General features: G+C 49.2%; 18 protein-coding genes. 12 read left to right on the top strand and 6 right to left on the bottom strand.

Features of this window, described 5'->3' with window-relative positions:
• The first annotated feature begins 14 nt into the window (after nucleotides 1-14).
• Complete coding sequence (gene tilS, locus CCE91_RS07800; protein ID WP_086434622.1) at nucleotides 15-1,007, top strand: tRNA lysidine(34) synthetase TilS; 993 nt, start codon at nucleotides 15-17, stop codon at nucleotides 1,005-1,007.
• A gap of 25 nt (nucleotides 1,008-1,032) precedes the next feature.
• Nucleotides 1,033-1,914 carry a DMT family transporter gene (locus CCE91_RS07795; protein ID WP_234996284.1) on the top strand — a complete coding sequence of 294 codons (882 nt, stop codon included), beginning with the start codon at nucleotides 1,033-1,035 and terminating at the stop codon, nucleotides 1,912-1,914.
• On the opposite strand, the gene CCE91_RS07790 is transcribed toward CCE91_RS07795, so the two are convergent.
• On the bottom strand, nucleotides 1,890-2,813 hold the full coding sequence (locus CCE91_RS07790; protein ID WP_086434621.1) for a GGDEF domain-containing protein: 924 nt from the start codon (nucleotides 2,811-2,813) through the stop codon (nucleotides 1,890-1,892). The genes CCE91_RS07795 and CCE91_RS07790 overlap by 25 nt on opposite strands.
• A gap of 351 nt (nucleotides 2,814-3,164) precedes the next feature.
• Here CCE91_RS07790 and CCE91_RS07785 point away from each other — a divergent pair, with 351 nt between their 5' ends.
• The 7 genes from CCE91_RS07785 (at nucleotide 3,165) to CCE91_RS07755 (ending at nucleotide 13,448) form a co-directional block, all read left to right on the top strand.
• Complete coding sequence (locus tag CCE91_RS07785; protein ID WP_086434620.1) at nucleotides 3,165-4,376, top strand: efflux RND transporter periplasmic adaptor subunit; 1,212 nt, start codon at nucleotides 3,165-3,167, stop codon at nucleotides 4,374-4,376.
• Nucleotides 4,377-4,388: 12 nt separating this feature from the next.
• A complete protein-coding gene (locus tag CCE91_RS07780) occupies nucleotides 4,389-7,592 on the top strand; it encodes an efflux RND transporter permease subunit (protein ID WP_086434619.1) in 3,204 nt (1,067 codons plus the stop codon).
• Nucleotides 7,593-7,753: 161 nt separating this feature from the next.
• Nucleotides 7,754-8,494, top strand: a complete 741-nt coding sequence (locus CCE91_RS07775; RefSeq protein ID WP_234996283.1) for a DUF599 domain-containing protein — start codon at nucleotides 7,754-7,756, stop codon at nucleotides 8,492-8,494.
• Nucleotides 8,495-8,497: 3 nt separating this feature from the next.
• Nucleotides 8,498-9,523: a succinylglutamate desuccinylase gene (astE, locus tag CCE91_RS07770; protein WP_086434618.1), complete on the top strand. Its 1,026-nt coding sequence runs from the start codon at nucleotides 8,498-8,500 to the stop codon at nucleotides 9,521-9,523.
• A 142-nt stretch (nucleotides 9,524-9,665) separates the two neighbouring features.
• Complete coding sequence (locus CCE91_RS07765; RefSeq protein ID WP_086434617.1) at nucleotides 9,666-10,865, top strand: thiamine pyrophosphate-dependent dehydrogenase E1 component subunit alpha; 1,200 nt, start codon at nucleotides 9,666-9,668, stop codon at nucleotides 10,863-10,865.
• Nucleotides 10,865-11,842 carry an alpha-ketoacid dehydrogenase subunit beta gene (locus tag CCE91_RS07760; RefSeq protein WP_086434616.1) on the top strand — a complete coding sequence of 326 codons (978 nt, stop codon included), beginning with the start codon at nucleotides 10,865-10,867 and terminating at the stop codon, nucleotides 11,840-11,842. The genes CCE91_RS07765 and CCE91_RS07760 overlap by 1 nt, the downstream gene beginning before the upstream one ends.
• Before the next feature lie 13 nt (nucleotides 11,843-11,855).
• Nucleotides 11,856-13,448, top strand: a complete 1,593-nt coding sequence (locus tag CCE91_RS07755) for a dihydrolipoyllysine-residue acetyltransferase (RefSeq protein ID WP_086434615.1) — start codon at nucleotides 11,856-11,858, stop codon at nucleotides 13,446-13,448.
• A gap of 81 nt (nucleotides 13,449-13,529) precedes the next feature.
• Here the strand turns inward: CCE91_RS07755 and CCE91_RS07750 are convergent, their stop codons facing one another.
• Together CCE91_RS07750 and CCE91_RS07745 are read right to left on the bottom strand one after the other, a co-directional pair.
• Nucleotides 13,530-14,315, bottom strand: coding sequence for an SDR family oxidoreductase (locus CCE91_RS07750; protein ID WP_086434614.1), 786 nt, complete (start codon nucleotides 14,313-14,315; stop codon nucleotides 13,530-13,532).
• Between the two features lie 3 nt (nucleotides 14,316-14,318).
• Nucleotides 14,319-15,881 carry an AbgT family transporter gene (locus CCE91_RS07745; protein WP_086434613.1) on the bottom strand — a complete coding sequence of 521 codons (1,563 nt, stop codon included), beginning with the start codon at nucleotides 15,879-15,881 and terminating at the stop codon, nucleotides 14,319-14,321.
• Between the two features lie 97 nt (nucleotides 15,882-15,978).
• Here CCE91_RS07745 and rnhB point away from each other — a divergent pair, with 97 nt between their 5' ends.
• A complete protein-coding gene (gene rnhB / locus CCE91_RS07740; protein WP_086434612.1) occupies nucleotides 15,979-16,536 on the top strand; it encodes a ribonuclease HII in 558 nt (185 codons plus the stop codon).
• Between the two features lie 8 nt (nucleotides 16,537-16,544).
• Here the strand turns inward: rnhB and argE are convergent, their stop codons facing one another.
• Together argE and CCE91_RS07730 are read right to left on the bottom strand one after the other, a co-directional pair.
• The gene (gene argE / locus CCE91_RS07735) at nucleotides 16,545-17,720 is read right to left on the bottom strand and encodes an acetylornithine deacetylase (RefSeq protein WP_133307046.1); all 1,176 of its coding nucleotides are present in this window, start codon (nucleotides 17,718-17,720) and stop codon (nucleotides 16,545-16,547) included.
• A 189-nt stretch (nucleotides 17,721-17,909) separates the two neighbouring features.
• On the bottom strand, nucleotides 17,910-18,488 hold the full coding sequence (locus CCE91_RS07730; protein WP_086434611.1) for a hypothetical protein: 579 nt from the start codon (nucleotides 18,486-18,488) through the stop codon (nucleotides 17,910-17,912).
• A gap of 172 nt (nucleotides 18,489-18,660) precedes the next feature.
• Here CCE91_RS07730 and CCE91_RS07725 point away from each other — a divergent pair, with 172 nt between their 5' ends.
• Both CCE91_RS07725 and CCE91_RS07720 read left to right on the top strand, forming a co-directional pair.
• Nucleotides 18,661-19,593, top strand: coding sequence for an isopenicillin N synthase family dioxygenase (locus tag CCE91_RS07725; RefSeq protein ID WP_086434610.1), 933 nt, complete (start codon nucleotides 18,661-18,663; stop codon nucleotides 19,591-19,593).
• Between the two features lie 58 nt (nucleotides 19,594-19,651).
• Nucleotides 19,652-21,418: a bifunctional metallophosphatase/5'-nucleotidase gene (locus CCE91_RS07720; protein ID WP_126797129.1), complete on the top strand. Its 1,767-nt coding sequence runs from the start codon at nucleotides 19,652-19,654 to the stop codon at nucleotides 21,416-21,418.
• 61 nt (nucleotides 21,419-21,479) lie between these two features.
• Here CCE91_RS07720 and CCE91_RS07715 read toward each other — a convergent pair whose 3' ends face one another.
• Nucleotides 21,480-21,989 (bottom strand): hypothetical protein, encoded by a 510-nt coding sequence (locus CCE91_RS07715; RefSeq protein WP_086434608.1) that lies wholly within the window; start codon nucleotides 21,987-21,989, stop codon nucleotides 21,480-21,482.
• Between the last annotated feature and the right edge of the window lie 71 nt (nucleotides 21,990-22,060).

Here is a 22,060-nt window from a genome sequence, read left to right as displayed (position 1 = left end):
GGCTCTAAAAGATTATGGCGACGGCTTTAGCAGACGAGATTTATGCGCGTTTTTCGCAACGCCTGCTGGAGTTGTCGCTGGCACCCAACACCCAATTGGTTGCCGCGCTTGGCGGCGGGGCTGATTCACAAAGTACACTGGATTTGCTCGACCGGTTTCGCCAATACCACCCCGAATACCGTTACTTAGCCATTCATTTGGATCATCATTTTCACCCGGATTCACCTCAATGGGCCGCACAAATTAAAGCGGATGCCGAGCGCCGTGAGTTCCCGGTGATTGTGGAACCGCTTGAAGTACCCCTGGGTAAGCGTCAAAGCAAAGAAGCACAGGGCCGGCAGTTACGTTATCAACGCCTGAGCGAACTTACTGATAACAATGCACTTATTCTGCTCGGCCAACACCGCAATGATCAAATTGAAACCTTTCTGTTACAGCTGAACCGTGGCAGCGGGCCCAAAGGGCTTGCGGCTATGGGCGAAGTGGCGGACTTTACCGGCAACAGACGGCTGTGGCGGCCATTGTTGCAGGTAAGTAAGGCCGATATTTATAGCTACGCCGAACAACGCCAGTTGTTCTGGATAGAAGACGAAACTAACCTGGATACCCGTATTGAGCGTAACTTTTTACGTCACGACGTAATTCCAACGCTGGAGCAGCGCTGGCCGCAATTTGGTCAAAGCGTATTGCGTAGCGCTGCCTTATGCGCTGAACAACAAGCGTTGCTGGAAGAATTACTGAGTGTTGAGCTTACCCAATTAACCAATAGCGAAGGTGCGTTGGCGGTTGATTCCTTAAAACAGCATAGCGAATCCTTTCAGCGGGCTATTTTGCGCCAGTGGTTGCAGCAGCAACAGGTGAGTATGCCTAGCCAGGCGCAACTGGAACAAATGCGCCAACAAATGCTATTTACTACTAATGACGCCCAGCCGCAGGTTGGTTGGGGGCCCTATGTGCTGTCGCGAACCCGTAGCCGCCATTTGGTGGTGACTACCCGCGAACGCTAAGCTCCAACCGCGGAACCTAAGTTTAATGATGCCAAAAAATCAGTCCCGCGCCATGCTGCTCGGGCTTATTGCGGTGGCCTGCTGGGCTACTGTGGCTACCGCTTTCAAACTCGCATTGACCGGTTTAACCCCGCGCCAACTGGTAACTATTGCCAGTTTGGTATCGGTGTTCATTTTTGCTGGCGTTATTACCCGAAAACGGCAATGGCCTGCCGCCTGGCAAGCTTTGCGTGCTTCTCCCCGACAGTACTTGTTGCTGGGTGTGTTGAATCCGGCGGTGTATTACTGGGTGCTGTTTATGGCCTACGATGCGCTACCGGCGCAGCAGGCACAGGCGATTAATTACAGTTGGGCAATGGCCTACAGTTTACTTGCCATTCCGGTGCTGGGCCAAAAATTAAGCCGGCGTGAACTTTGTGCGCTGGGCATTGCATATAGTGGAGTGGTGGTTATTGCGACCGGCGGGAACTGGTCGCTGGCGGACAGCAACTGGTTTGGAATAAGTTTGGCCTTGGTAAGTACCTTGCTGTGGGCCAGTTACTGGTTAATCAATACGCGTAATACCGACGCGCCCAGCCATGCGTTGCTGTGGTGTTTTGTGATTGGCTTTTTGGTACTGGTGCTGGCCGAGCTGATATGGCCGCAACAGTGGCCGCACTGGCAGAACCCGGTGTATCTGGCAGCCATTTATGTTGGGGTGTTTGAAATGGGGCTCACGTTTTTATTGTGGCTTAGCGCATTACGGCTGGCCGTGAGCTCAGCGCAGGTATCTGCGCTGATTTTTCTGTCGCCGGTGGCCTCGTTGGGGCTCATTTATCTAGTGCTTGGCGAAACCATTCAACTAACCACCTTGATTGGGCTAGGTGCGATTCTGCTTGGTCTTTATTTACAGCGGCAACAAAGCTGATTTTTGCCGTTGTTTTTTGCACTGTACATGGCTTCGTCGGCACGCTGCAGTACCGAATGAACGCTATCATCTGCGCCTAACATAACGGCTCCCGCGCTCATGGTTAAATTGTACGGAGCTAACCCGGTATTGCGCTGTAAAGCGTTCTGTAAGCGGCTGAAGGCATACTGAACGCCAACTAACGACGTGTCTTCCAGCAGAATAACAAACTCGTCACCCCCGAACCGGAACACCTGATCACAGTCACGTAAGTGTTCACGCAACAAAGTACCGAAGCTTTTGAGTACCTCGTCGCCATGTTGATGACCCAAGTTATCGTTAACGGCTTTAAAGCCATCCAGATCTAACAGCAACATACCAAACGGGGTTTGAATACGTTGTTGTTGATAAATGGCATGCTGCAGTACTTCTTCCAGGTAACTACGATTGCCAAGTCCGGTTAAATAATCACGAATTGCTTGCTGACGGGCTTGTCCATGCGCCATGGCATTACGTAAGGGGAAAGTTAACTGGCGATGTAAACCGTCCAGCGTACGGCGCACTGCCGCGCTTAAGGGGCGGCGCAGATTATAAACCAGTTGCCCAAGGTATAAGTCGTCGGCGTACAGCAAGGCGGTATGCTGATGAATATCGCCATCGGATTGCTCGGCGGCCTGATTGTGCAACAGGGTGAAAGCATTGTCGTCAGTGACAAAGCGCAAACTGCTACAAAGTTGCATAGGCACAATGTGTTGGGCGAAAATACTTAACAGTTGTTCAAGCTCTAAGGTAGTTTGCAGACTTTCCAGCAAACTGTGATGGCGTGACTGCACCTCGTGCGTGGTTGAGATAATACTCACCAGCGAGTCGCCGTTCATTGATTTAAGGGCCTGAGTGCGTAGCGCTGTTGTTTTTTGCATTGCTGTTCCTTGGTTCTGATTTTTCTATCAGTTTATGGAATGCTTTAAGCAAAAACCTTGCCACTGTATATTAATGTATTTTGAATCAATTACTTGCATCGTATCTTGTTCGGCTTTTTTCGAGAGGGATAAAATTTTGACGGCAACAAATTGCCAGCGGCAAAACCGCTAAAGTCCCTTTATGTAACATGGATTTACAAGTTAGGGTGGGGCACTTACAAATAGCAACACATTGGCGGTAACATCTTGCGGCTGTAGGTTGCATAATAGTATCCATGCATGAACTTTGCTGCTAGATGATTTACCAGCTCAGTTCGAACGAATACGAAACATCTGTTCAGGACATATACTATGGCTATTAAGAAGCGCGCCTTTTTACCTCCTCTCATTATCCTGTTTGCCATTATCGTGGCAGTAGTGCTTGGGGCGACTAAAGCACCACCGGAGCAAAACAAGGACGAACGACCGGCAGTATTGGTTGATACTATGGAAGTAGCGCCGCAGGACATCCGTTTTCAGGTTGCCTCACAAGGTACTGTGGAACCGCGTCATCAAACGTCGCTGGTTGCCGAGGTAGGTGGCCGGGTGATGGAGTTAGCCGATAACTTCGTGGCGGGCGGATTTTTCGAAGAAGGCGATATGCTGGTGCAAATCGACCAGTCCGACTATCGGGTAATGGTGCAAGAAGCACGAGCGAATCTTGCTCAGGCGCGTGCAGCTTTAGAAGAAGAGTTGGCACGGGCACAGGTTGCCAAAGAAGAATGGGCTAGTATTGAACAGGGCAATATTCCATCGCTGGGCTTGCGCGAGCCGCAGGTTGCCAGTGCAGTAGCTACTGTTGAATCGGCCGAAGCACGCTTGCAGAAAGCCGAGCGAGACTTACAGCGAACCACTATTCGCGCACCATTCGACGGACTGCTGCGTAGCCGCAGTGTAGATGTTGGCCAGTATATCGGCGTGGGTTCGCAGGTGGCCATGATTCTGGGTACCGAAGTGGCCGAGATTCGCTTACCTTTGAGTGATCGTGATTTAGCCTACCTTGATCTACCTATTCAAGGTGCTGAGTTAACGGCTGAACCTGATGTGAAATTTGTCTCTGACATTGCCGGCCAGCAAACAGAATGGTTTGGCAAGCTGGTTCGCAGCGAAGGCATTTTGGATGCTAATAGCCGTGTTATTTATGGGGTAGTGCAAGTTCGAGACCCTTACAATCAGGAAGGTCAGACGCATTCGGTACCACTGCGCTTTGGTCGCTTTGTGCAGGCGGCTGTGGCCGGTAATGAAGCAACCAATGTATTTGTGCTGCCACGTTATGCCTTAACTTCTAAAGGAACCGTTTGGGTGGTAGATGACGAGCGTAAAATCCACGAAGTTAAAGTGAATGTGCGCCGAACTGATGCCAACGACGTTTTCGTAAGTGACGGCTTAAAACGTGGTGACAAGGTTATGTTAACGCAATTGGCTAACCCGTTACCGGGAATGAAAGTGCGTTTGGAGGGCGATCCGCTGCCAGCAACGGAAGAGCCGGAAGCTAGTTCAGACGAAACCCTAATCGGTAACTAAGAGGACTTACGTATGAGCACTACTAAACCGCAAGTCCCGGGTGAAAAGCAAACCGGACTCATTGCCTGGTTCGCGAATAACACGGTTGCAGCTAACTTACTGATGTTCTTAATTATCATTGGTGGTTTGTTTGCTGTGCAGGAAGTACGCAAGCAGATGTTCCCGGAAGTTGAGCTGAATATTATTAGTATTCAGGTGCCATTCCAGGGGGCCGCGCCGCAAGAAGTTGAGCAGGGCGTTATTGTTCGTATTGAAGATGCTATTGAAGATGTGAACGGTATTGAAGAAGTGACTTCAACCGCGCGGGAAGGTTTAGCATCCTTAAGTATTGAGGTTGAATCCGGCTACGATCCGCAAGTGGTCATGGACGAAGTGAAAATGCGCGTAGACGGTATTGCCAGCATGCCTGAGCAAACCGAGAATCCGGTGATTTATCGTGTGCGACCGCAGCGGCAGGTGATTTGGTTGTCGGTATACGGCGATATTGATGAAGTTGCCATGAAAGAACTGGCCAAAGACGTTCGCGACGACCTGAAGTCTATTGGCGGTATTACCAAAGTTGAAGTCGTAGGCTCGCGTGAGTACGAAATTGCCGTTGAAATTTCCGAACAGGATTTACAGCGTTATAACCTAACCTTCCAGGAAATTGTTGCTGCCGTGCGTGGTACTTCAGTTGATATTCCGGGCGGTTCCATTAAAACGCCAAACGGCGATATCTTGCTGCGAACCAGTAATCAGGCGTACATCGGGCAAGAATTTGAAGACATAGTTCTAATTAACAATCCAGACGGCACCCGCTTAACGCTGGCTGACATTGCTACGGTTCGTGATGGTTTTGTGGAAACTGAAAACTTCACCCGCTTTGACGGCAAACCAGCCACCTTTGTAAGGGTTGACTCAGTTGGCGACCAGAACGATTTAAAAATTGCCGAAGTCGTGCGCAACTACGTTGACCGTAAGCAGAGTGAATTGCCTTCGGCAGTTAAAATAGCGCATTGGGGTGATAGTTCGTATTACTTGCAAGGGCGTTTGGATTTAATGACCGGCAACATGGTTTCCGGCGGTTTCCTGGTATTTATAATGCTGGCGCTGTTCCTGCAACTGCGCCTGGCGTTTTGGGTAATGCTGGGTATTCCAATCTGTTTCCTTGGCACCATTATGTTAATGCCACTACCCATGTTCGATATCTCCATCAATATGATTTCCCTATTTGGTTTCATACTAGTACTGGGGATAGTGGTGGATGACGCCATAGTCATAGGGGAAAGTGCGTACTCGGAAATAGAAAAGCACGGTAAAACCACAGACAACGTTGTTAAGGGTGCCAAGCGTGTTGCCATTCCGGCTACCTTTGGGGTATTGACGACTATGGTGGCCTTTATACCAATGTTGATGGTAGACGGCGGCATGGGCGCTATTTGGGAATCTATCGCCTGGGTGGTTATTTTATGTCTAGCATTCTCACTGGTGGAATCAAAACTGATTCTTCCGGCGCACATAGCCAACATGAAATATTCCAAAGGCCGTGGTGAAAAGGCCAATGCATTCCAGCGTTTTCGAAATAAAATTTCAGACGGCTTAATGTACGTTGTGAAAACCAAGTACCGGCCGTTTTTGAAAAAATGTTTGCACTACCGTTACACCACATTGGCGACTTTCATTGCCATGTTCGTTCTGATGATTGGCTTAATTGCTGGTGGTGCCGTGCGCTGGGTATTCTTCCCGGATATTCCAAGCGACTTTATTCAGGCGAATGTGGAAATGCAGCCAGGTAGCTCTGAACAACGCACTATTGAAGTGGTGCAAAAAGTTGAGCAGGCACTGCGCGATGTAGACGCTGAAATAGTGGATGAAGATGGTGCAGCGGTGATTCGTCATACCAATATTTGGTTAAGCGGAACCTCTGGTGGCACTGTGTTTGCTGAGTTAGCCAAAGGTGAAGAACGCGAAATTGACGGTTTTGATATTGTGAACCGCTGGCGTGAACAGGTTCCTGAGTTAGCTGGGGTTAAGGCATTAAACTTCCGTGGCAGTATTGGCGGTGGTAATGCATTTGATCTCGAGTTTCAGCTAACGGGTGAAGATTTAACGGAGCTGTCTTCTGCCGCCAATGATTTGAAAGCTGAGCTCCGTCAGTTTGACGGTGTGTTCGATATTGAAGATACCTTTGGCGAGGGCAAGGAAGAAATTATTCTGAAGCTGAAGCCGCTGGCGAATGCTATGGGCATTGATTTGGCCGATTTAGCCAATCAGGTGCGTTATGCATTCTATGGTGCTGAAGCGCAGCGAATTCAACGGAATGATGAAGAAGTTCGGGTTATGGTTCGCTATCCGCTGGAAGAGCGTCAGTCGGTGGGCAGCTTGGAAAGCATGCGTTTACGTACTGCAGGTGGTGCCGAAATTCCATTTACTGAACTGGCCGAAGTTGAATTCAGCACTGGTTACAACACCATTACGCGCATTGACCGTGAACGCTCGGTGAACGTGCGTGCTCGGGTTGATAAGCAGAAGGTAGAACCTTCGTCGATTGTGAAAGACATTACGTCGGAAAAAATTCAGGTGATTCTGGATAAATATCCGTCGGTTGAATACAAGCTACAAGGTGCGTCACAGGACGAAGCAGAAGCGACTAACTCGCTGCAATACGGCTTTATGTTTGCGTTAGTTGCCATCTACGCGCTGATGGCTATTCCATTGAAGTCGTACAGCCAGCCGCTGATTATTATGTCGGTAATACCTTTCGGTATGATTGGTGCGGTACTTGGTCACCTGATTCTGGGCATACCAATTAGTATTTTAAGCTTGTTTGGTATTATTGCCCTGGCCGGGGTGGTGGTAAACGACTCCCTGGTGATGGTGGACTACGTTAACCAGGCTCGCAAAGATGGTGTGAAATTACGCCAGGCGGTGGTTGATGCCGGGGTGCGCCGTTTCCGGGCCATTATCTTAACCTCACTGACGACGTTCTTCGGGTTGTTACCAATAGTGCTGGAGAAAAGTCTGCAGGCGAAAATTGTTATTCCAATGGCGGTGTCACTGGCATTCGGTATTTTGTTCGCAACCGTGATTACACTGTTGCTGATACCTTGCTTGTACCTGATTCTGGATGACTTCAAACGTGGCGTTCGTACTATGCTGTCCTGGTACGGATTAATGGCGCCACCGCCACCGAAAGAGAGCACTCTGGTAGAAGACCATGGCGCAGGCAAAGTCTAGAAAACTGTCATAAAATAGTAAACATCTGTTGTTATAGTTGTTAAAGTCACTAGCGCGGGTACTTTGGTCAAAAGTGCCCGCGATTGTCTTTCTGATACCGCCGTTTTAATTTGTTCATCGCATGAACAATGTAACCTGAATGAAGAGACAGAGGCAGCGCCGTGGCGACCGAGAACACTATTATGGCTATTTCATACCTGGACTGGATAGCGCTGGGTATCTTTATTGTATGCTGGTATGGCTATACCACCTTCGCTCGCAAGCGCGCCCGTACAACCCACAGTTTATCGAGTATTTTGCGTCAACTGCGCATTGACTGGATGGCTACCTTAACCCGCAAAGATCATCAAATTGCCGATGCTGCTTTGTTAGGGAATGTTGAACGTACGGTTACCTTTTTTGCTTCTTCCACCATTCTGGTACTAGCTGGTGTGCTAACCGTTCTGGCGTCAGCTGAGAAACTAATGGTGGTGCTTCAGTCGATTCCTTTTACCGCGGTTACCAGCACTGAAAAAGTGCAGGTGAAGCTATTTCTGTTGGCGCTGATATTTGTGTTCGCCTTCTTCAAATTTACCTGGGCGATACGCCAGTTTGGTTTTGTGTCGGTGTTAATGGGAGTGGCGCCACAATATCGTAGCCCCGACTATACTGAAGAGCAGCGCGATATGTATGTTCGCCACTCAGCCAAAGTGCTGGATCAAGCCGGTCACGAATACAATAACGGTTTAAGAGCGTACTACTTCGCCTTAGCCTTTTTAATGTGGTTTATTCATCCATTCTTTTTTATTGGCACCACTTTACTGGTGGTATGGGTGTTATACCGCCGTGAGTATCGCTCGCGTATTTTGCGCTCGCTACTTGCAACTAAAGGCCTGGTGCCAGGAAAGCAACAACAGGAGTAACCAGTGGAATTAGAATGGTCTGACTTTTTAAAATGGACTCGGGAAACGCAACCCGGCAGTGTCAGTGAGCAAACATTAACCCTGGAAAACGAAGTTACCGTAGAAATATGGGATTCAGGTGTCATGGTGGCGCACCCACCGAAGCCTGGTAGTAAGGATATTATTTTATCTTGTGCCGTACATGGCGACGAAACCGCGCCTATAGAGATGGTGCGGGATATAGCTCATGACATTATCGCTGGTGATTTAGTACCTGCTCACCGGGTGATGTTATTGATTGCTAACCCGGACGCTATCAATAACGGTACGCGGTTTGTTGACGAGAACATGAATCGCTTATTCAGTGGTGCTCATGCGAATGGCAACACTGCCGAGCATAAACGTGCGCAAAAGCTAGAATATTACGTGCAGCGCTTTTATGACGAAGCAACAGGTACTAAACGTCAACGCTTTCATTACGATTTACACACTGCAATTCGCGATTCCATGCACGAAAAATTTGCGGTGCATCCGTTTACGCACGGCAAACCTTATAAAAAGAATGAGTTGAGCTTTTTGAATCATTGCGGCATTGAAGCGGTGTTGCTAAGCCAAAGCGCAACCACCACGTTTTCCTATTTCAGTGCCGAGCAATTTGAGGCAAATGCTTTTACTGTTGAATTGGGTAAAGTGAAGCCGTTTGGTGAAAACGACATGAGCCGGTTTGCGAGCGCTGATAAGGGTTTGCGTGAGTTAATTAATCAACATGACCTGCAGTTACCAGAGTTTGATGCTAACCAGCTAAAAATTTACGAGGTAACACGAGTCATTGACCGCCAGCACGAAGACTTTCAGTTACACTTTCCAACCGATGTTGCCAATTTCACGCCATTTGAACAGGGTTATGTGCTGGCAACTGATGGCGAAACTGAGCACTGTATTGAAACGGCAGGCGAACGCATTGTATTTCCAAATGCGAAAGTCAAAATTGGCCAGCGTGCCTTGCTGCTAGTAGCTGAAATTCCAGCGAGTCGTTTGAAGCTGGTCTAACCTTTGTTTGTTACCTGAAATTTACAACTGCCGCAGGTTTTTTCACTGCGGCGGTGTTTGCATGTGGGTAAACCTGCAGGTAAAGTGAGCGCAATTTAACGACCACCCCGTCTACACACGATTATTCTTATAAGAGAAGGTTATGGCGAAGGACAAAAAACACCAGTTGGAAATAGTAACCAAGCCGTCATTTATTGATGGTTCTGCGTTGAAAATTCCAATGCTACAAATACTCAAAGAAGACGGCACCTTACATAAAGATGCTGAACTACCTGAGTTCGATAAAGAACTTATGCTGAAAATATTCGACACCATGCAATTTATCCGGGTGTTGGACGAGCGCATGATCGCCGCCCAGCGGCAGGGTCGTATCAGCTTTTACTTGTCTTCATTAGGTGAAGAAGCAGCGAGCATTGGCTCGGCTGCGGCGCTGGACGACGAAGACATGATCATGGGTCAGTATCGCGAGCAAGGTTCACTGGCCTACCGCGGTTTTACTGTAGAGCAGTTTATGAATCAGCTGTTCTCGAACGAGCAGGACCTGGGCAAAGGCCGTCAAATGCCGGTGCACTATGGTTGCGCTGATTTGAACTTCATGACCATTGCGTCACCGCTAGCTACCCAGATTCCGCAAGCCACAGGCTACGCCTACGGCCAGAAAATGGATAAAAACGGCAAGTGTACTATTTGCTACTTCGGTGAAGGTGCTGCCTCGGAAGGTGACTTCCACGCCGCATTAAACATGGCCGCAGTGTATAGAGTGCCAGTTATCTTCTTCTGCCGTAACAACGGTTATGCCATTTCAACCCCAGCTCAGGGCGAGCAATTTGCCGGTGACGGTATTGCCCCACGTGGTGTTGGCTATGGTATGAAGACTATTCGTATTGACGGCAACGACATTATGGCGGTGCTAAAAGCAACGCAAATGGCGCGTAAACTTGCGGTTGAAGAGAATGAGCCAGTACTTATTGAGGGTATGTCTTATCGTATGGCCGGTCACTCAACCTCGGATGACCCAACGGGTTACCGTACGCGTGATGAAGAAGCCGGTTGGCGTGCCAAAGATCCACTGGAGCGCTTGCAAAAGTGGTTGCTGAGCAAAGACTGGATGACGCAGGAAAAAGCGGACGAAATTTATCAGCAGAAGAAAGAAGCTGTATTGGCTGCACTGAAGAAAGCTGAAAAAGTAGCAGTGCCGCACATTGATGAAATTATTGAAGATGTGTATGACCAACCTCACGACCAGCTGCAACAGCAGTTGCGCGACTTGAAAGCACATATTCAGAAGTACCCGGATGCTTATCCGAAAACATCGGGTCGTATTGAGGGAGGTCAGGACTAATGGCGAAAATGAACTTACTCCAGGCCATCAACAATGCGTTAGATTTGGCCATGGCAAAAAATGACAAAGTATATAGCTTTGGCGAAGACACCGGTTCTTTCGGTGGCGTATTCCGTGCTACTTCAGGCTTAACTGAAAAGTATGGTAAGCACCGCAACTTTAATACACCGCTGGTTGAGCAGGGTATTTTAGGATTTGCGAATGGCCTGGCTTCTCAAGGCAGCTACGCCGTTGCTGAAATTCAGTTCGGTGATTATATTTTCCCGGCGTTTGACCAAATTGTGAACGAGTCAGCCAAGTTCCGGTACCGTTCAGGTAACGAGTTCAATGTTGGTGGCTTAACTATTCGTACGCCATACGGCGGCGGTATTGCTGGTGGTCATTACCACTCGCAATCACCAGAAGCTTATTTCGCACACACGCCAGGCTTGAAAATTGTGATGCCGCGTAACCCGTATGAAGCAAAAGGGTTGTTGCTGAGCTCTATTTTCGATCCAAACCCGGTTCTGTTTATGGAACCTAAGCGCATTTATCGTGCGTCAGTTGGCGAAGTGCCGGAAGAGGAATACACCATCCCACTTGGCAAAGCAGACGTGATGAAAGAAGGCTCTGACATTACCTTGCTAGCCTGGGGCGCTCAGGTTGAGATGATCGAAAAAGCGGCGGAAATGGCTGAGAAAGACGGCGTTTCTTGTGAGCTTATTGATTTACGTACCATTTTACCTTGGGACATAGAAACCGTAGCGAAATCTGTTACCAAAACAGGTCGTTTACTGGTCACTCAGGAAGCGCCATTAACTGGTGGTTTTGCCAGCGAAATAGCGGCGACCATTCAGGACCGCTGCTTCTTGTACCTGGAGTCTCCAATTGCCCGGGTGTGTGGTTTGGATACACCGTATCCGCTCTCCCATGAAAAAGAATACTTCGTGGATCACTTGAAAGTTTATGAAGCGATTAAAGCTTCAATGAACTACTAACGGAGCGCCTACGATGAGCAAAGATTTTATTCTACCTGACATTGGCGAAGGCATTGTTGAATGCGAAATCGTTGAATGGTTAGTGGCTGAAGGTGATGAAGTTAAAGAAGATCAGCCGGTGGTTGAAGTAATGACCGATAAAGCCGTGGTTGAAATTCCGGCCAAAGACGATGGCGTAGTGAAGAAGCTTTATTATGCCAAAGGCGACATTGCCAAGGTTCACGAGCCTTTGTTTGCCATTGAAAGCGCGGGTGATGAGTCCGAAGCCGAAGCCAAGCCAGTAAGCAAAGACCCGGCACCTTCGTCAAAGCAGGAAGAGCAGCAAAATTCTCAGCCAGAGCCAGCGAAAAAAGGTGGCAGCACCACTACCGACTTTATTTTGCCAGATATTGGTGAAGGTATTGTTGAGTGTGAAATTGTGGAATGGCTGGTTGCTGAAGGCGACGAAGTGAAAGAAGATCAGCCGGTGGTTGAGGTGATGACCGACAAAGCCATGGTTGAAATTCCGGCCAAAGACGACGGTGTAGTACAAAAACTTTATTACGCTAAAGGCGATGTTGCTAAAGTTCACGAACCGTTATTTGCATTAACCGTAGCTGGCGGCAGTGGTGATTCTGACTCGGATTCGAGCGAAGCTAGCTCGCAGTCAGGTAGCAAGGCAGCAACGGACACCAGCAAATCTGCCGGTGGTCAGGCCGAGCCGCCAGTAGCAGCCCGTCAGGGTAAAGCTGTGGCTAGCCCTGCAGTACGCCGCCGCGCCCGCGAAATGGATATTGATATCAGCAAAGTGGAAGGCTCAGGTAAGAAGGGCCGAGTCATGAAAGAAGATATCGAGAATTACCAAAGCGGTGCTTCGAAGCCTACTGCAAGCGAAAGCACGAAGCCGGCAGCAACCCAGGGCGGCAAGCGCACTGAACCTATTCGCGGCGTGAAGGCGGCTATGGCCAAAGCTATGGCGGAATCGGTACGAACCATTCCGCACTTTACCTATGCCGACGAGTTTGACCTGACCGACGTGATTGCGCTGCAACGCCAATTGAAAGCACGGTATCAGGACGAAGGCGTGCGCATTACTATGATGCCGTTTTTCATCAAGGCATTGTCATTAGCACTGAAAGAATTCCCGCTAATGAATGCGCAGGTGAACGACGACTGCACCGAAATTACTTACTTTGATGACCACAACATTGGTATGGCTGTGGACACCAAAATTGGCTTGTTGGTACCTAATATTAAGCAGGTACAAAACAAGAGCATTATTGAGGTGGCCAACGAAGTAACGCGCTTAACCACTGCGGCTCGCGAAGGCAAAGTGGCGCAGGCAGATATGAAAGGTGGCACTATTAGCATCTCGAATATCGGCGTTATTGGCGGCACTGTAGCTACGCCAATTATCAATAAGCCGGAAGCGGCTATTGTGGCCTTAGGCAAGGTGCAGGAATTACCGCGCTTTGATGCCAATGGCAACGTGGTAGCACGTAAGCTGATGACGGCAAGCTGGTCTGGTGATCACCGCATTATTGATGGCGGAACTATTGCCCGCTTTAACAAGCGCTGGCAGGAGTTTTTGGAAGACCCAACCAGTATGCTGGTGCATATGGTGTAAGCAGTATTCTTCACGAATCTGTTTGAAAAAAAACGCCCATACCAGTAACCCGGTATGGGCGTTTTTTTATAGCTGGGTAAGTTACAGCTTGGCGATCATTCTTCGCACATAGCTGGGCGAAATACGTTGAATAAGCGGCGCCAGCTTACTCAAACCTTTGCCTACCACAACTTCGTCTTTACGGGCGGTTATGGCTTTCACTATGGCCTTAGCACAGTCTTCCGCCGACATACCGCTGGCATTGTCCTGATCCGGCTCGCCTAAGGCGGAACCATCACCAGTTAACGAGTTGTGTGCCACCGGCGTATTAATAAACCCCGGCAAAATAGAAGTACAGCTAATTTTATCAGCCGCAACTTCTGCGCGCAGGCTGTCCATAAAGCCCAGTACGGCGTACTTCGCGCCTGAGTAGCCACTACGCAGCTTAGTACCGATTTTACCGGCTACGCTGGATACAGTGACTATATGGCCTGATTGGCGCGCTACCATGCTAGGTAATACCAGCTTAGTGAGTGCAACCACCCCAAAATAGTCAATCTCCATGAGCTGACGGTAAACCTTCAAGTCGGTGTCCAGAATCAAACTGCGCTGGGAAACGCCGGCATTGTTGATCAGGATATCAATTTGAGTGTCACCCAGGGCTTTGGTAGCCGCTGCCATAGCTTCCTCAGGCTGGCTTAAATCTAAGGCCAGCACTTGATGCTTGTCACTGTTTGGTAAGCTTTTGCGTACTTCTTCTAAAGCATCCTCACGTCGCGACGTTAAGATTAAGCGCACATCGTAGTTGGCCAGCTCGCGGGCCAGCGCTAAACCGATGCCTGAAGAGGCACCGGTTAACCAAATGGTTTTATCCGTTAGATAGCTCATGATTTAGCCCGCCGGTGGGTAATCGTAAGTAGCCTGAATTCCAAGTGGAATATCGAAGGCTACGCCAAGCGTCCAGTACAGGATTAAGAATGCTGACCAGATAATTAGCAGGCTAATGGAGTATGGCAGCATTAATGCCACCAGTGAGCCAATGCCGGTATTCTTCACATAACGCTGGCAATACAACACGACTAACGGGAAGTAGGGTAGTAGTGGCGTAATAATGTTACTGGAGGAATCACCCACGCGGTACGCAGCCTGAGTTAAGTCCGGCGAAAAGCCCAGTTGCATCAGCATTGGTACAAATATAGGTGCCAGCAACGCCCACTTGGCTGAGGCGGAGCCAACAAACAGGTTAATAAAGGCAACCAGGAACACAATGCCAACCAGAGTCATGCTGCCCGGCAAGGCCCAGCTCTGGAGTATTGAGGCGCCTTTAATTGACAGTAAGGTACCAAGTTGTGAATCACCGAATGCTTTAATGAACATAGCGCAGAAGAACGCCATAACCATGTAGTAAGCCATGCCTTCCATCGACTTGGTCATGGCATTCACAACATCCTGCGAATTCGTGAAGGTACCGGCAACAAAGCCATGAACCACACCCGGAATAATAAACAGCAGGAAAATTAGCGGAACAATGGACTGCATTAAGGGTGCGGTAAACGAAGCTAGTTCACCAGTTGCATCAGCCAGCGGTGTATTTTCTGCGGTTGCGGCCAGGTACAACAGGGTTAAACCTACCACCATGGTCAGTACTGCAGAATAAAAGGCTTTGCGATCACGTGGTGTTACATCGTCTAGTGCCGGCATGTCTTCCTGGTCGCCGTCAATCTCAGCACCTTGCAAACGCGGCTCAATAACTTTGTCGGTTAGGTACCAGCCAATGGCTACCACAACAATGGAAGATAAGGCGGTGAAGTAGAAGTTATTCAACGGGTTTAACTGAATATTCGGGTCCAGCATTTGCGCCGAGGTTTGAGTGAAACCCTGAATTAACGGGTCAATAGCCGAGGGCACAAAGTTGGCACTAAAGCCACCGGAAACACCGGCGAAAGCGGCCGCAATACCAGCCAGTGGATGTCGACCAGCAGCATAGAAGATAACCCCACCTAGTGGAATTACCAGCACGTAACCGGCATCAACTGCGGTGTGGCTGACAATAGCTACCAGAATTAATACCGGGGTTAGCAGCATCTTCGGGGTAACATTAAGCATCAGTTTAATAGCTACATTAATGAAGCCACTGCGCTCGGCTACACCAACACCCAGCATGGCTACTAACACCACACCTAAGGGCGCGAAGCCCATAAAGGTGTTCACCATGTTGGCTAAGAAGTCAGCCATTTCGGTGCCGCTAAGCAAATTCACAACACTGATTTGCTCGCCGGTAAGCGGGTGCACTTCGTCAAAAGTGACACCAGAAAGAAAGAAACTAATAACCCAGACAATAAGAAGTAAGCCAAAGAACATCATGGCCGGGTCGGGGAGCTTGTTACCTACTCGCTCAACCCGATCGAGCATACGATTGAGCCAGCTGTCGGCCGTTTGCGATGATTGCGACATGAGATAAGATTCCCTTGTTATTTTTGTAGTTTGTTTGTTGTTATTTTGAATGCCAAGGTATCATACCTAAATACCCCTAGAGAGCAAAAGAGTTGTCATGATTTGTGGAACTGATGAGGCTGGGCGTGGGCCATTGGCCGGGCCGGTAGTGGCTGCTGCGGTGATTTTGAACCCGGATGATCCCATTACCGGTATTACCGACTCAAAGAAGTTGAGTGAAAAGAAGCGCCAAAAGCTTAATGAAGAAATAAAAGAGCGGGCACTGTACTGGAGTATTGCCCAGTGTGACCCGGCCGAAATTGATGAAATTAATATTCTGTGGGCATCTATGCTGGCTATGCAGCGAGCCATAGAGGCATTGCCAATTGCCCCGAGTTTAGTGCTGGTAGACGGTAATCGAGTGCCTAAGTTAAGTATGCCCGCCAAAGCGATAGTTGGTGGTGATATGCAGGAAGAATGTATTGGGGCGGCATCAATACTGGCGAAAGTAGAACGTGACCGGCAAATGCTGGCCTGGCACGAGCACTATCCGCAGTATGAGTTTGCCAGACATAAAGCCTACCCGACGCCATTGCATTTGGCCTTACTGAAAGAACATGGCGTGAGTCCGATTCACCGACGCAGCTTCGCGCCGGTTGCCAGATTGCTTAAATAAAGGGCCTGTTAGCCGCCACACACCTTGCGGATCATAGTTTCCAGTTGCTGTTGCGCCGGTTTTATCTGGCTTAGCTCTATGTATTCGTCGGGCTGATGCGCCTGATTAATAGAGCCTGGCCCCATCACAATAGTCTGGCAACCCAGCCCTTGCACAAAAGGGGCCTCGGTGCAGTAATTCGCGGGCTCGGCTGTTTGTCCGCTAATTTGTTGAGCCAATTGCACTATGGCGCTGTTGGTATCACAGCGATAGCCCGGAATAGGTTCATGCAAATGATGCAGGCTTACTGCATTGGGGTAGCGTTGATTCACCTGGGCCAGATGGTGATTCAGCAAATCGTACATTTCAGGTAAGGCCATGCCCGGCAGTGGGCGTATGTCTATGTGCATTTCGCAGCAAGCACAAATACGGTTGGCGGCATCGCCACCATGAATGTTGCCGAAGTTTATAGTTGGGTAGGGCACTGCGAATAAGTCGTCGGTATAGCGCTTTTGAAAGCTCTGCTGTACTTGTTGTAGCTCACTAATTACCGCATGCATTACTTCGATAGCATTTACCCCAGCCGCCGGATTCGAGCTATGGCCACTTTTACCAACTACTCGAATTGCCTCGGTGGAATGGCCTTTGTGAGCCACTACCGGAGTCATGCTGGTGGGCTCGCCAATAATGGCAAATTCCGGTTTTAAATCCGGGTATTTGTCGAGCTCGCGAGCACCAGCCATGGTGGTTTCTTCGTCGGCGGTGGCCAAAATATACAGCGGTTTGGTTAACTTGGTTAAATCCAACTGGCGAATCGCTTCCAGTACAAAGGCAAAAAAGCCTTTCATGTCGGCGCTGCCGAGGCCATACAACCGGTTGTCAGCTTCAGTTAGCGTAAAAGGATCGCGAGTCCAGCGGCCTTCATCCCAGGGTACAGTGTCGGTATGCCCGGCCAATAGCAAGCCACCGGCTTGAACGCCGTCAGGACGATAACTGGCCAGCAAGTTAAACTTATGCGGTTGCCCCTGCAGAGCATTCACTTCTAACTGAAAGCCCAGTTGTTTGAGCCAACCTGCCAGCAGGTCAATCACAGCTTTGTTGCTGGTGTCCCATTTCGGGTCAATACAGGACACTGAGGGTTGTGCTACCAGTTGCCGGTAGAGCTGCATGAATTCGGGAAGTTTTGCTGACACATTCGAAGTCATAAGAAGTTACGCACCTTGCTGAAGTTTAGAATATCAGCATAGCTTTTATTGGCGTGCGGTAGTAGAGCTTAGCTCAGAATCTTGTGGAATATATTATGCCGTTACCTGCGCTTTTGTTGATAACTTTTGGGCAAAAAAAAAGCCCCGCGGGAGCGAGGCTAAGCTTGGAGAAACTCCTGCTTTACAAAATTACCAGTGGTAACGGGCGGTCAGTAACCAACCTTCACCAAATTCAGAGTCGTTGAAATCAACACCAATAGCTAATGCTGGCGTGATGAAGGCACGGCCACCAACAATGTATTGAGTGTCAGTGCCGCCGTCGGTGTAATCAACCCAACCTAAACCACCGTGAACTTCAAACATGCCAATCCGTTGGCGTAAGTTTGCTTCAATACCGTAAAAGTTTGAATCGTCAACATCATAGTCAACGTTACCGGCTTTCACAGAGAAATCAGCGGTAAGGCCGTCGGCCAAACCAAAGTAACGACCGCCTTTCACAGCAAAGCTGTTGAAGTCGTCATTACTGAAACCATTGTTACCCAGGGTACGGTAATAGCCGGATAAGAAGTAACGATCCTGAAGTTCATAGCTAGCTTCGAATCGCAAGCCCGTGTCTGAACCGCTATACTCGTTATTGTTTTCCGCGGCTACGCCAATGTAGTTGAAGTCAGGCTGTTGTTCGGCCAAAACAGTTCCACTAAAGGCGGTGGTGCTCAATGCTAAAATTGCTGCAGCGCTGCCACTTAAACGAAATTTATTTTTGTACATAGGTACTCCTTGCGTTACGAAAAATTCGTAGTGTCCGCGGCATTGGACTGGAGGCTATCGATTAAGGTTCGGGGCTTTACAAGAGCTTTACGAAATACATAATTTTGCTTGTTGTTTAAGGCCGAAATTCATAGCATAGGCGTCCGTTTACAGATTGCATTCAGGTAAGGTTATGAAGTCCATTCCACACATAGATATGAGCCAGTATGAGGCTGATTTTGAAATCTTCGCGCAGAACGTAGGTGAAGGTTACGAGCGCAATGGTTTTGTCGCGCTTACCAACCACGGTATCAACATCGACATTATTCACGGTGCGCTGGATATCAGTCGCGAATTATTCGCCTTACCTGCCGAAACCAAACAGCAATACCATCAACCAGGACAGGGCGGCGCCCGCGGTTACACGCCGTTTGGAACGGAAATTGCGAAAGACGCCAAGCATGTCGACCTAAAAGAGTTTTGGCATATTGGGCGTGAAATTGAGGGTGAACCACCATTTTCGCAGTTGCTGCCAAACGTATGGCCGCAAGAAGTTCCTGAGTTTAAAACCCGTATGCTGGCGCTTTATAAGGCTTTGGATATGCTGGGCAACCAGGTATTGGATGCCTTAGCTGTGTATTTGGGCCAGTCGCGGGAGTTCTTCCGCAGCCGCGTAGATATGGGGAATTCTATTTTACGTCCGTTGCACTATCCGCCAATTGTGGACGAAGGCACGCCTTCGGTTCGTGCGGGCGCCCATGAAGACATTAATGTACTGACCTTGCTGGTTGGCTCGCGCGAGCCTGGCCTGGAAGTGCTGGCACGCGATGGTAGCTGGATACCTGTAACTATTATTGAAGGCGCCATTATTTGTAATGTGGGTGATATGTTGCAGCGCCTAACCAACAACGTATTACCTTCTACCACCCACCGGGTGGTGAATCCGCCGGCACCGTACAGCAGCAAGTCACGCTATTCTATTCCGTTCTTTTTGCATTTTAATCCGGATGTATTAATAGATCCGTTAGCCAGTTGCGTTACTAGCGACAACCCTTGTCGTTATGAGCCTATTACTGCCGATGATTATTTAATGCAGCGTTTGCGTGAAATAGGCTTATTGAAATAAAAGGTCGATACGCTGGTGGCTTGTGGTGGTTATTGGCTTTCAGCAAAAAGGTGATTCTATGAATGCTCAGTTTAAATTACTCGCGTTAGCTACGGCGTTAGCAACTACGGTGGCATGTTCGAATATGGCACCGGACACGGCAGCCACACAGCCAGCAACTGCCAGTGGCGCGACTAATTTTGAGCTGACCATAGCGCACGTGAACGATCACCACTCCAACCTGGATGCGCATTCACGTACATCGTTGCAACTAGATGGCGAGAGTGTGCGCGTTGAAAGCGGTGGTTTTGCGCGCGTGGCAGCCATGATTGATCGTATTAGCAGCGCAAACCGCCATGTCCTGAAATTGCATGCCGGTGACGCTATTACCGGCAGCCTGTACTACACGTTGTTTCAAGGGAAAGCCGATGCGGCCATGATGAATCACGTGTGCTTTGATGGTTTTGTGCTGGGCAACCACGAGTTTGATAATGGTGATGCCGGCTTGAAAAAGTTTCTGAATGCATTAGCTAAAGGTGACTGTAATACCCCGGTGCTGGCGGCGAACGTAAAGCCGGAAGTTGGCGTGTCGCCGTTAACTCCGCGTGGCCGCTGGGATTCGTTTCAGCCTTATCAAATTTATAACCTTGGCGGCCAGAAAGTTGGCGTTATTGGGTTAGACATTGCGGTAAAAACCAAGCAATCGTCACAGCCCGATGCCACCACCACCTTTGCCGATGAACGCGAAACTGCCGAGCACTATATTGCCGAGCTACAACGCTACGGCGTGGGGAAGATTATTCTACTCACGCATTATCAATACAGTAACGATTTGGCGCTGGCGCGCGCGTTGCCTGCAGTTGATGCCATTATTGGTGGTGACTCGCATACGTTACTCGGTGACTTTAATAGCTACGGACTCGACAGTGACGGCCCTTATCCAACTCAGATTACCAATGCCGATGGTGAGCCGGTGTGTGTGGCGCATGCCTATGAATACAGCAAAGTAGTAGGTGAACTGCAGTTGCAGTTTAACGGGGATGCTATTTCCAGTTGTGGCGGCCGTCCGCATTTTTTGTTGTCGGAAGAGGCACCAGCAGCGTTTGATGACACTGGCCTGTTTACTCGTATTGCCCCGCAAGCTTCGGCAGTTGCTGTACGCGACACTTTTGCTAAAGACGTTGATGTGCTTACCCAGCAAGTTATTGCGCGGGCGCCGGAACGTTTATGTATGCAGCGCATGGGCGTGATTAGTCGCGAGCAGTGCGGTAGTGCAGGGCAGTCGGATATGCACCAATTGGTCGCGCAAGCGTTTTTACGCAGTGTGCCGGCGGCTGACTTTTCGTTGCAAAACGGCGGTGGCGTGCGTGGTGAATTGCCAGCAGGTTCTATTAGTTTAGGCGACGCTTACCGCATTTTGCCGTTTTCGAATACGCTGGTAACGGTAGATTTAACCGGAGCGGAAGTAAAGCAATTGCTGGAGCAGACCATGGCTTATACCTTGTCTGACGCCGGCTCCGATGGTTCTTATCCGCACGGTGCTAATATTCGCTTTGACGTTGACTTAAGTGCTGCTGATGGCAATCGCGTTAGCGCTATTCAAACTCGCACCGAGCAGGGCTGGCAGCCGCTTAACAACGACCAACGCTACAGCATGGTTACCAACAGTTTTGTGGCTAATGGCAGCGATGGCTGGTTGTTGCTGGGCGAGCTTAGCGAGCAAGGTCGAGTGGAAGACACTTATATAGAGTACGCCCAGTCGTTTATTGACTGGTTGCGAGCGCAGGATCAAGTGACCCGCCCGGGCCAGCACAGCACTATTAATTACACCCCGGTGCAGCCATAAAAAAGCCCTGACTTAACTACCAGTAGTTAGCCAGGGCAACCTTGGGGTATTGCAAAAACGTTTAAATTAACTGGGGCTTGCGAACCGGGTGTTGCAACTGTTCAGCTTGTTCCAGATAACCCGCTACAAATTGCGGTACATATCGAACGCTACCGTCGTCAGCCAGAATGCTGGCACTAGGTGCAAACAAATTCGAATGGCTCTGATAGCCGGCACAAACCGGACATAACCAGGGCAATTCACCATCATGAATAGTTTGAAATACGCGCTGTAGCGGTACATTCAAAGACACATAAAACCAGCCATTTTCAAACGCCAGTTCAATCACGTCGTCGGGTAGTGGCTTTGGCCATCTGTTGGTACTGGCAATCAGGGCTTTATTGCTAATTAGCGTGCGTACTACCCGGTGTTGTCGTGGCTGATGTTGCTGACCACAGGAGCAACATTCGGCGGCAGGTTCATGGTGTAAGGGTTGTTGAATAGATTCCCGTTGAAAGCGCTGACGCAGGGCAAAGCCTTCGCGTTCCAGTTTCGCCAGGTGAATAAGATCAGTCATAATAAATTGCAGCATACGAACTCCGTGAATTTGAGGTTCGCGCCCATTGGCGCGCTTTAGCCGTATTTGTATCCCGCCCGCAAGTT

Source organism: Pseudidiomarina planktonica (genome assembly GCF_900177775.1).
GTDB lineage: Bacteria > Pseudomonadota > Gammaproteobacteria > Enterobacterales > Alteromonadaceae > Pseudidiomarina > Pseudidiomarina planktonica.
Note: the sequence above shows the minus strand (reverse complement) of the source record. Positions and strands in the feature narration are given on the sequence as shown.

What these genes read in the sequence shown, in the direction of transcription:
- CCE91_RS07720 (WP_126797129.1), top strand. Translation starts at nt 19,652, where the DNA reads ATGAATGCTCAGTTTAAATTACTCGCGTTAGCTACGGCGTTAGCAACT.
- CCE91_RS07725 (WP_086434610.1), top strand. Translation starts at nt 18,661, where the DNA reads ATGAAGTCCATTCCACACATAGATATGAGCCAGTATGAGGCTGATTTT.
- CCE91_RS07785 (WP_086434620.1), top strand. Translation starts at nt 3,165, where the DNA reads ATGGCTATTAAGAAGCGCGCCTTTTTACCTCCTCTCATTATCCTGTTT.
- CCE91_RS07755 (WP_086434615.1), top strand. Translation starts at nt 11,856, where the DNA reads ATGAGCAAAGATTTTATTCTACCTGACATTGGCGAAGGCATTGTTGAA.
- argE (WP_133307046.1), bottom strand. Translation starts at nt 17,720, where the DNA reads ATGACTTCGAATGTGTCAGCAAAACTTCCCGAATTCATGCAGCTCTAC.
- CCE91_RS07760 (WP_086434616.1), top strand. Translation starts at nt 10,865, where the DNA reads ATGGCGAAAATGAACTTACTCCAGGCCATCAACAATGCGTTAGATTTG.
- CCE91_RS07765 (WP_086434617.1), top strand. Translation starts at nt 9,666, where the DNA reads ATGGCGAAGGACAAAAAACACCAGTTGGAAATAGTAACCAAGCCGTCA.
- CCE91_RS07730 (WP_086434611.1), bottom strand. Translation starts at nt 18,488, where the DNA reads ATGTACAAAAATAAATTTCGTTTAAGTGGCAGCGCTGCAGCAATTTTA.
- rnhB (WP_086434612.1), top strand. Translation starts at nt 15,979, where the DNA reads ATGATTTGTGGAACTGATGAGGCTGGGCGTGGGCCATTGGCCGGGCCG.
- CCE91_RS07780 (WP_086434619.1), top strand. Translation starts at nt 4,389, where the DNA reads ATGAGCACTACTAAACCGCAAGTCCCGGGTGAAAAGCAAACCGGACTC.
- CCE91_RS07795 (WP_234996284.1), top strand. Translation starts at nt 1,033, where the DNA reads ATGATGCCAAAAAATCAGTCCCGCGCCATGCTGCTCGGGCTTATTGCG.
- CCE91_RS07790 (WP_086434621.1), bottom strand. Translation starts at nt 2,813, where the DNA reads ATGCAAAAAACAACAGCGCTACGCACTCAGGCCCTTAAATCAATGAAC.
- tilS (WP_086434622.1), top strand. Translation starts at nt 15, where the DNA reads ATGGCGACGGCTTTAGCAGACGAGATTTATGCGCGTTTTTCGCAACGC.
- CCE91_RS07715 (WP_086434608.1), bottom strand. Translation starts at nt 21,989, where the DNA reads ATGCTGCAATTTATTATGACTGATCTTATTCACCTGGCGAAACTGGAA.
- CCE91_RS07745 (WP_086434613.1), bottom strand. Translation starts at nt 15,881, where the DNA reads ATGTCGCAATCATCGCAAACGGCCGACAGCTGGCTCAATCGTATGCTC.
- CCE91_RS07750 (WP_086434614.1), bottom strand. Translation starts at nt 14,315, where the DNA reads ATGAGCTATCTAACGGATAAAACCATTTGGTTAACCGGTGCCTCTTCA.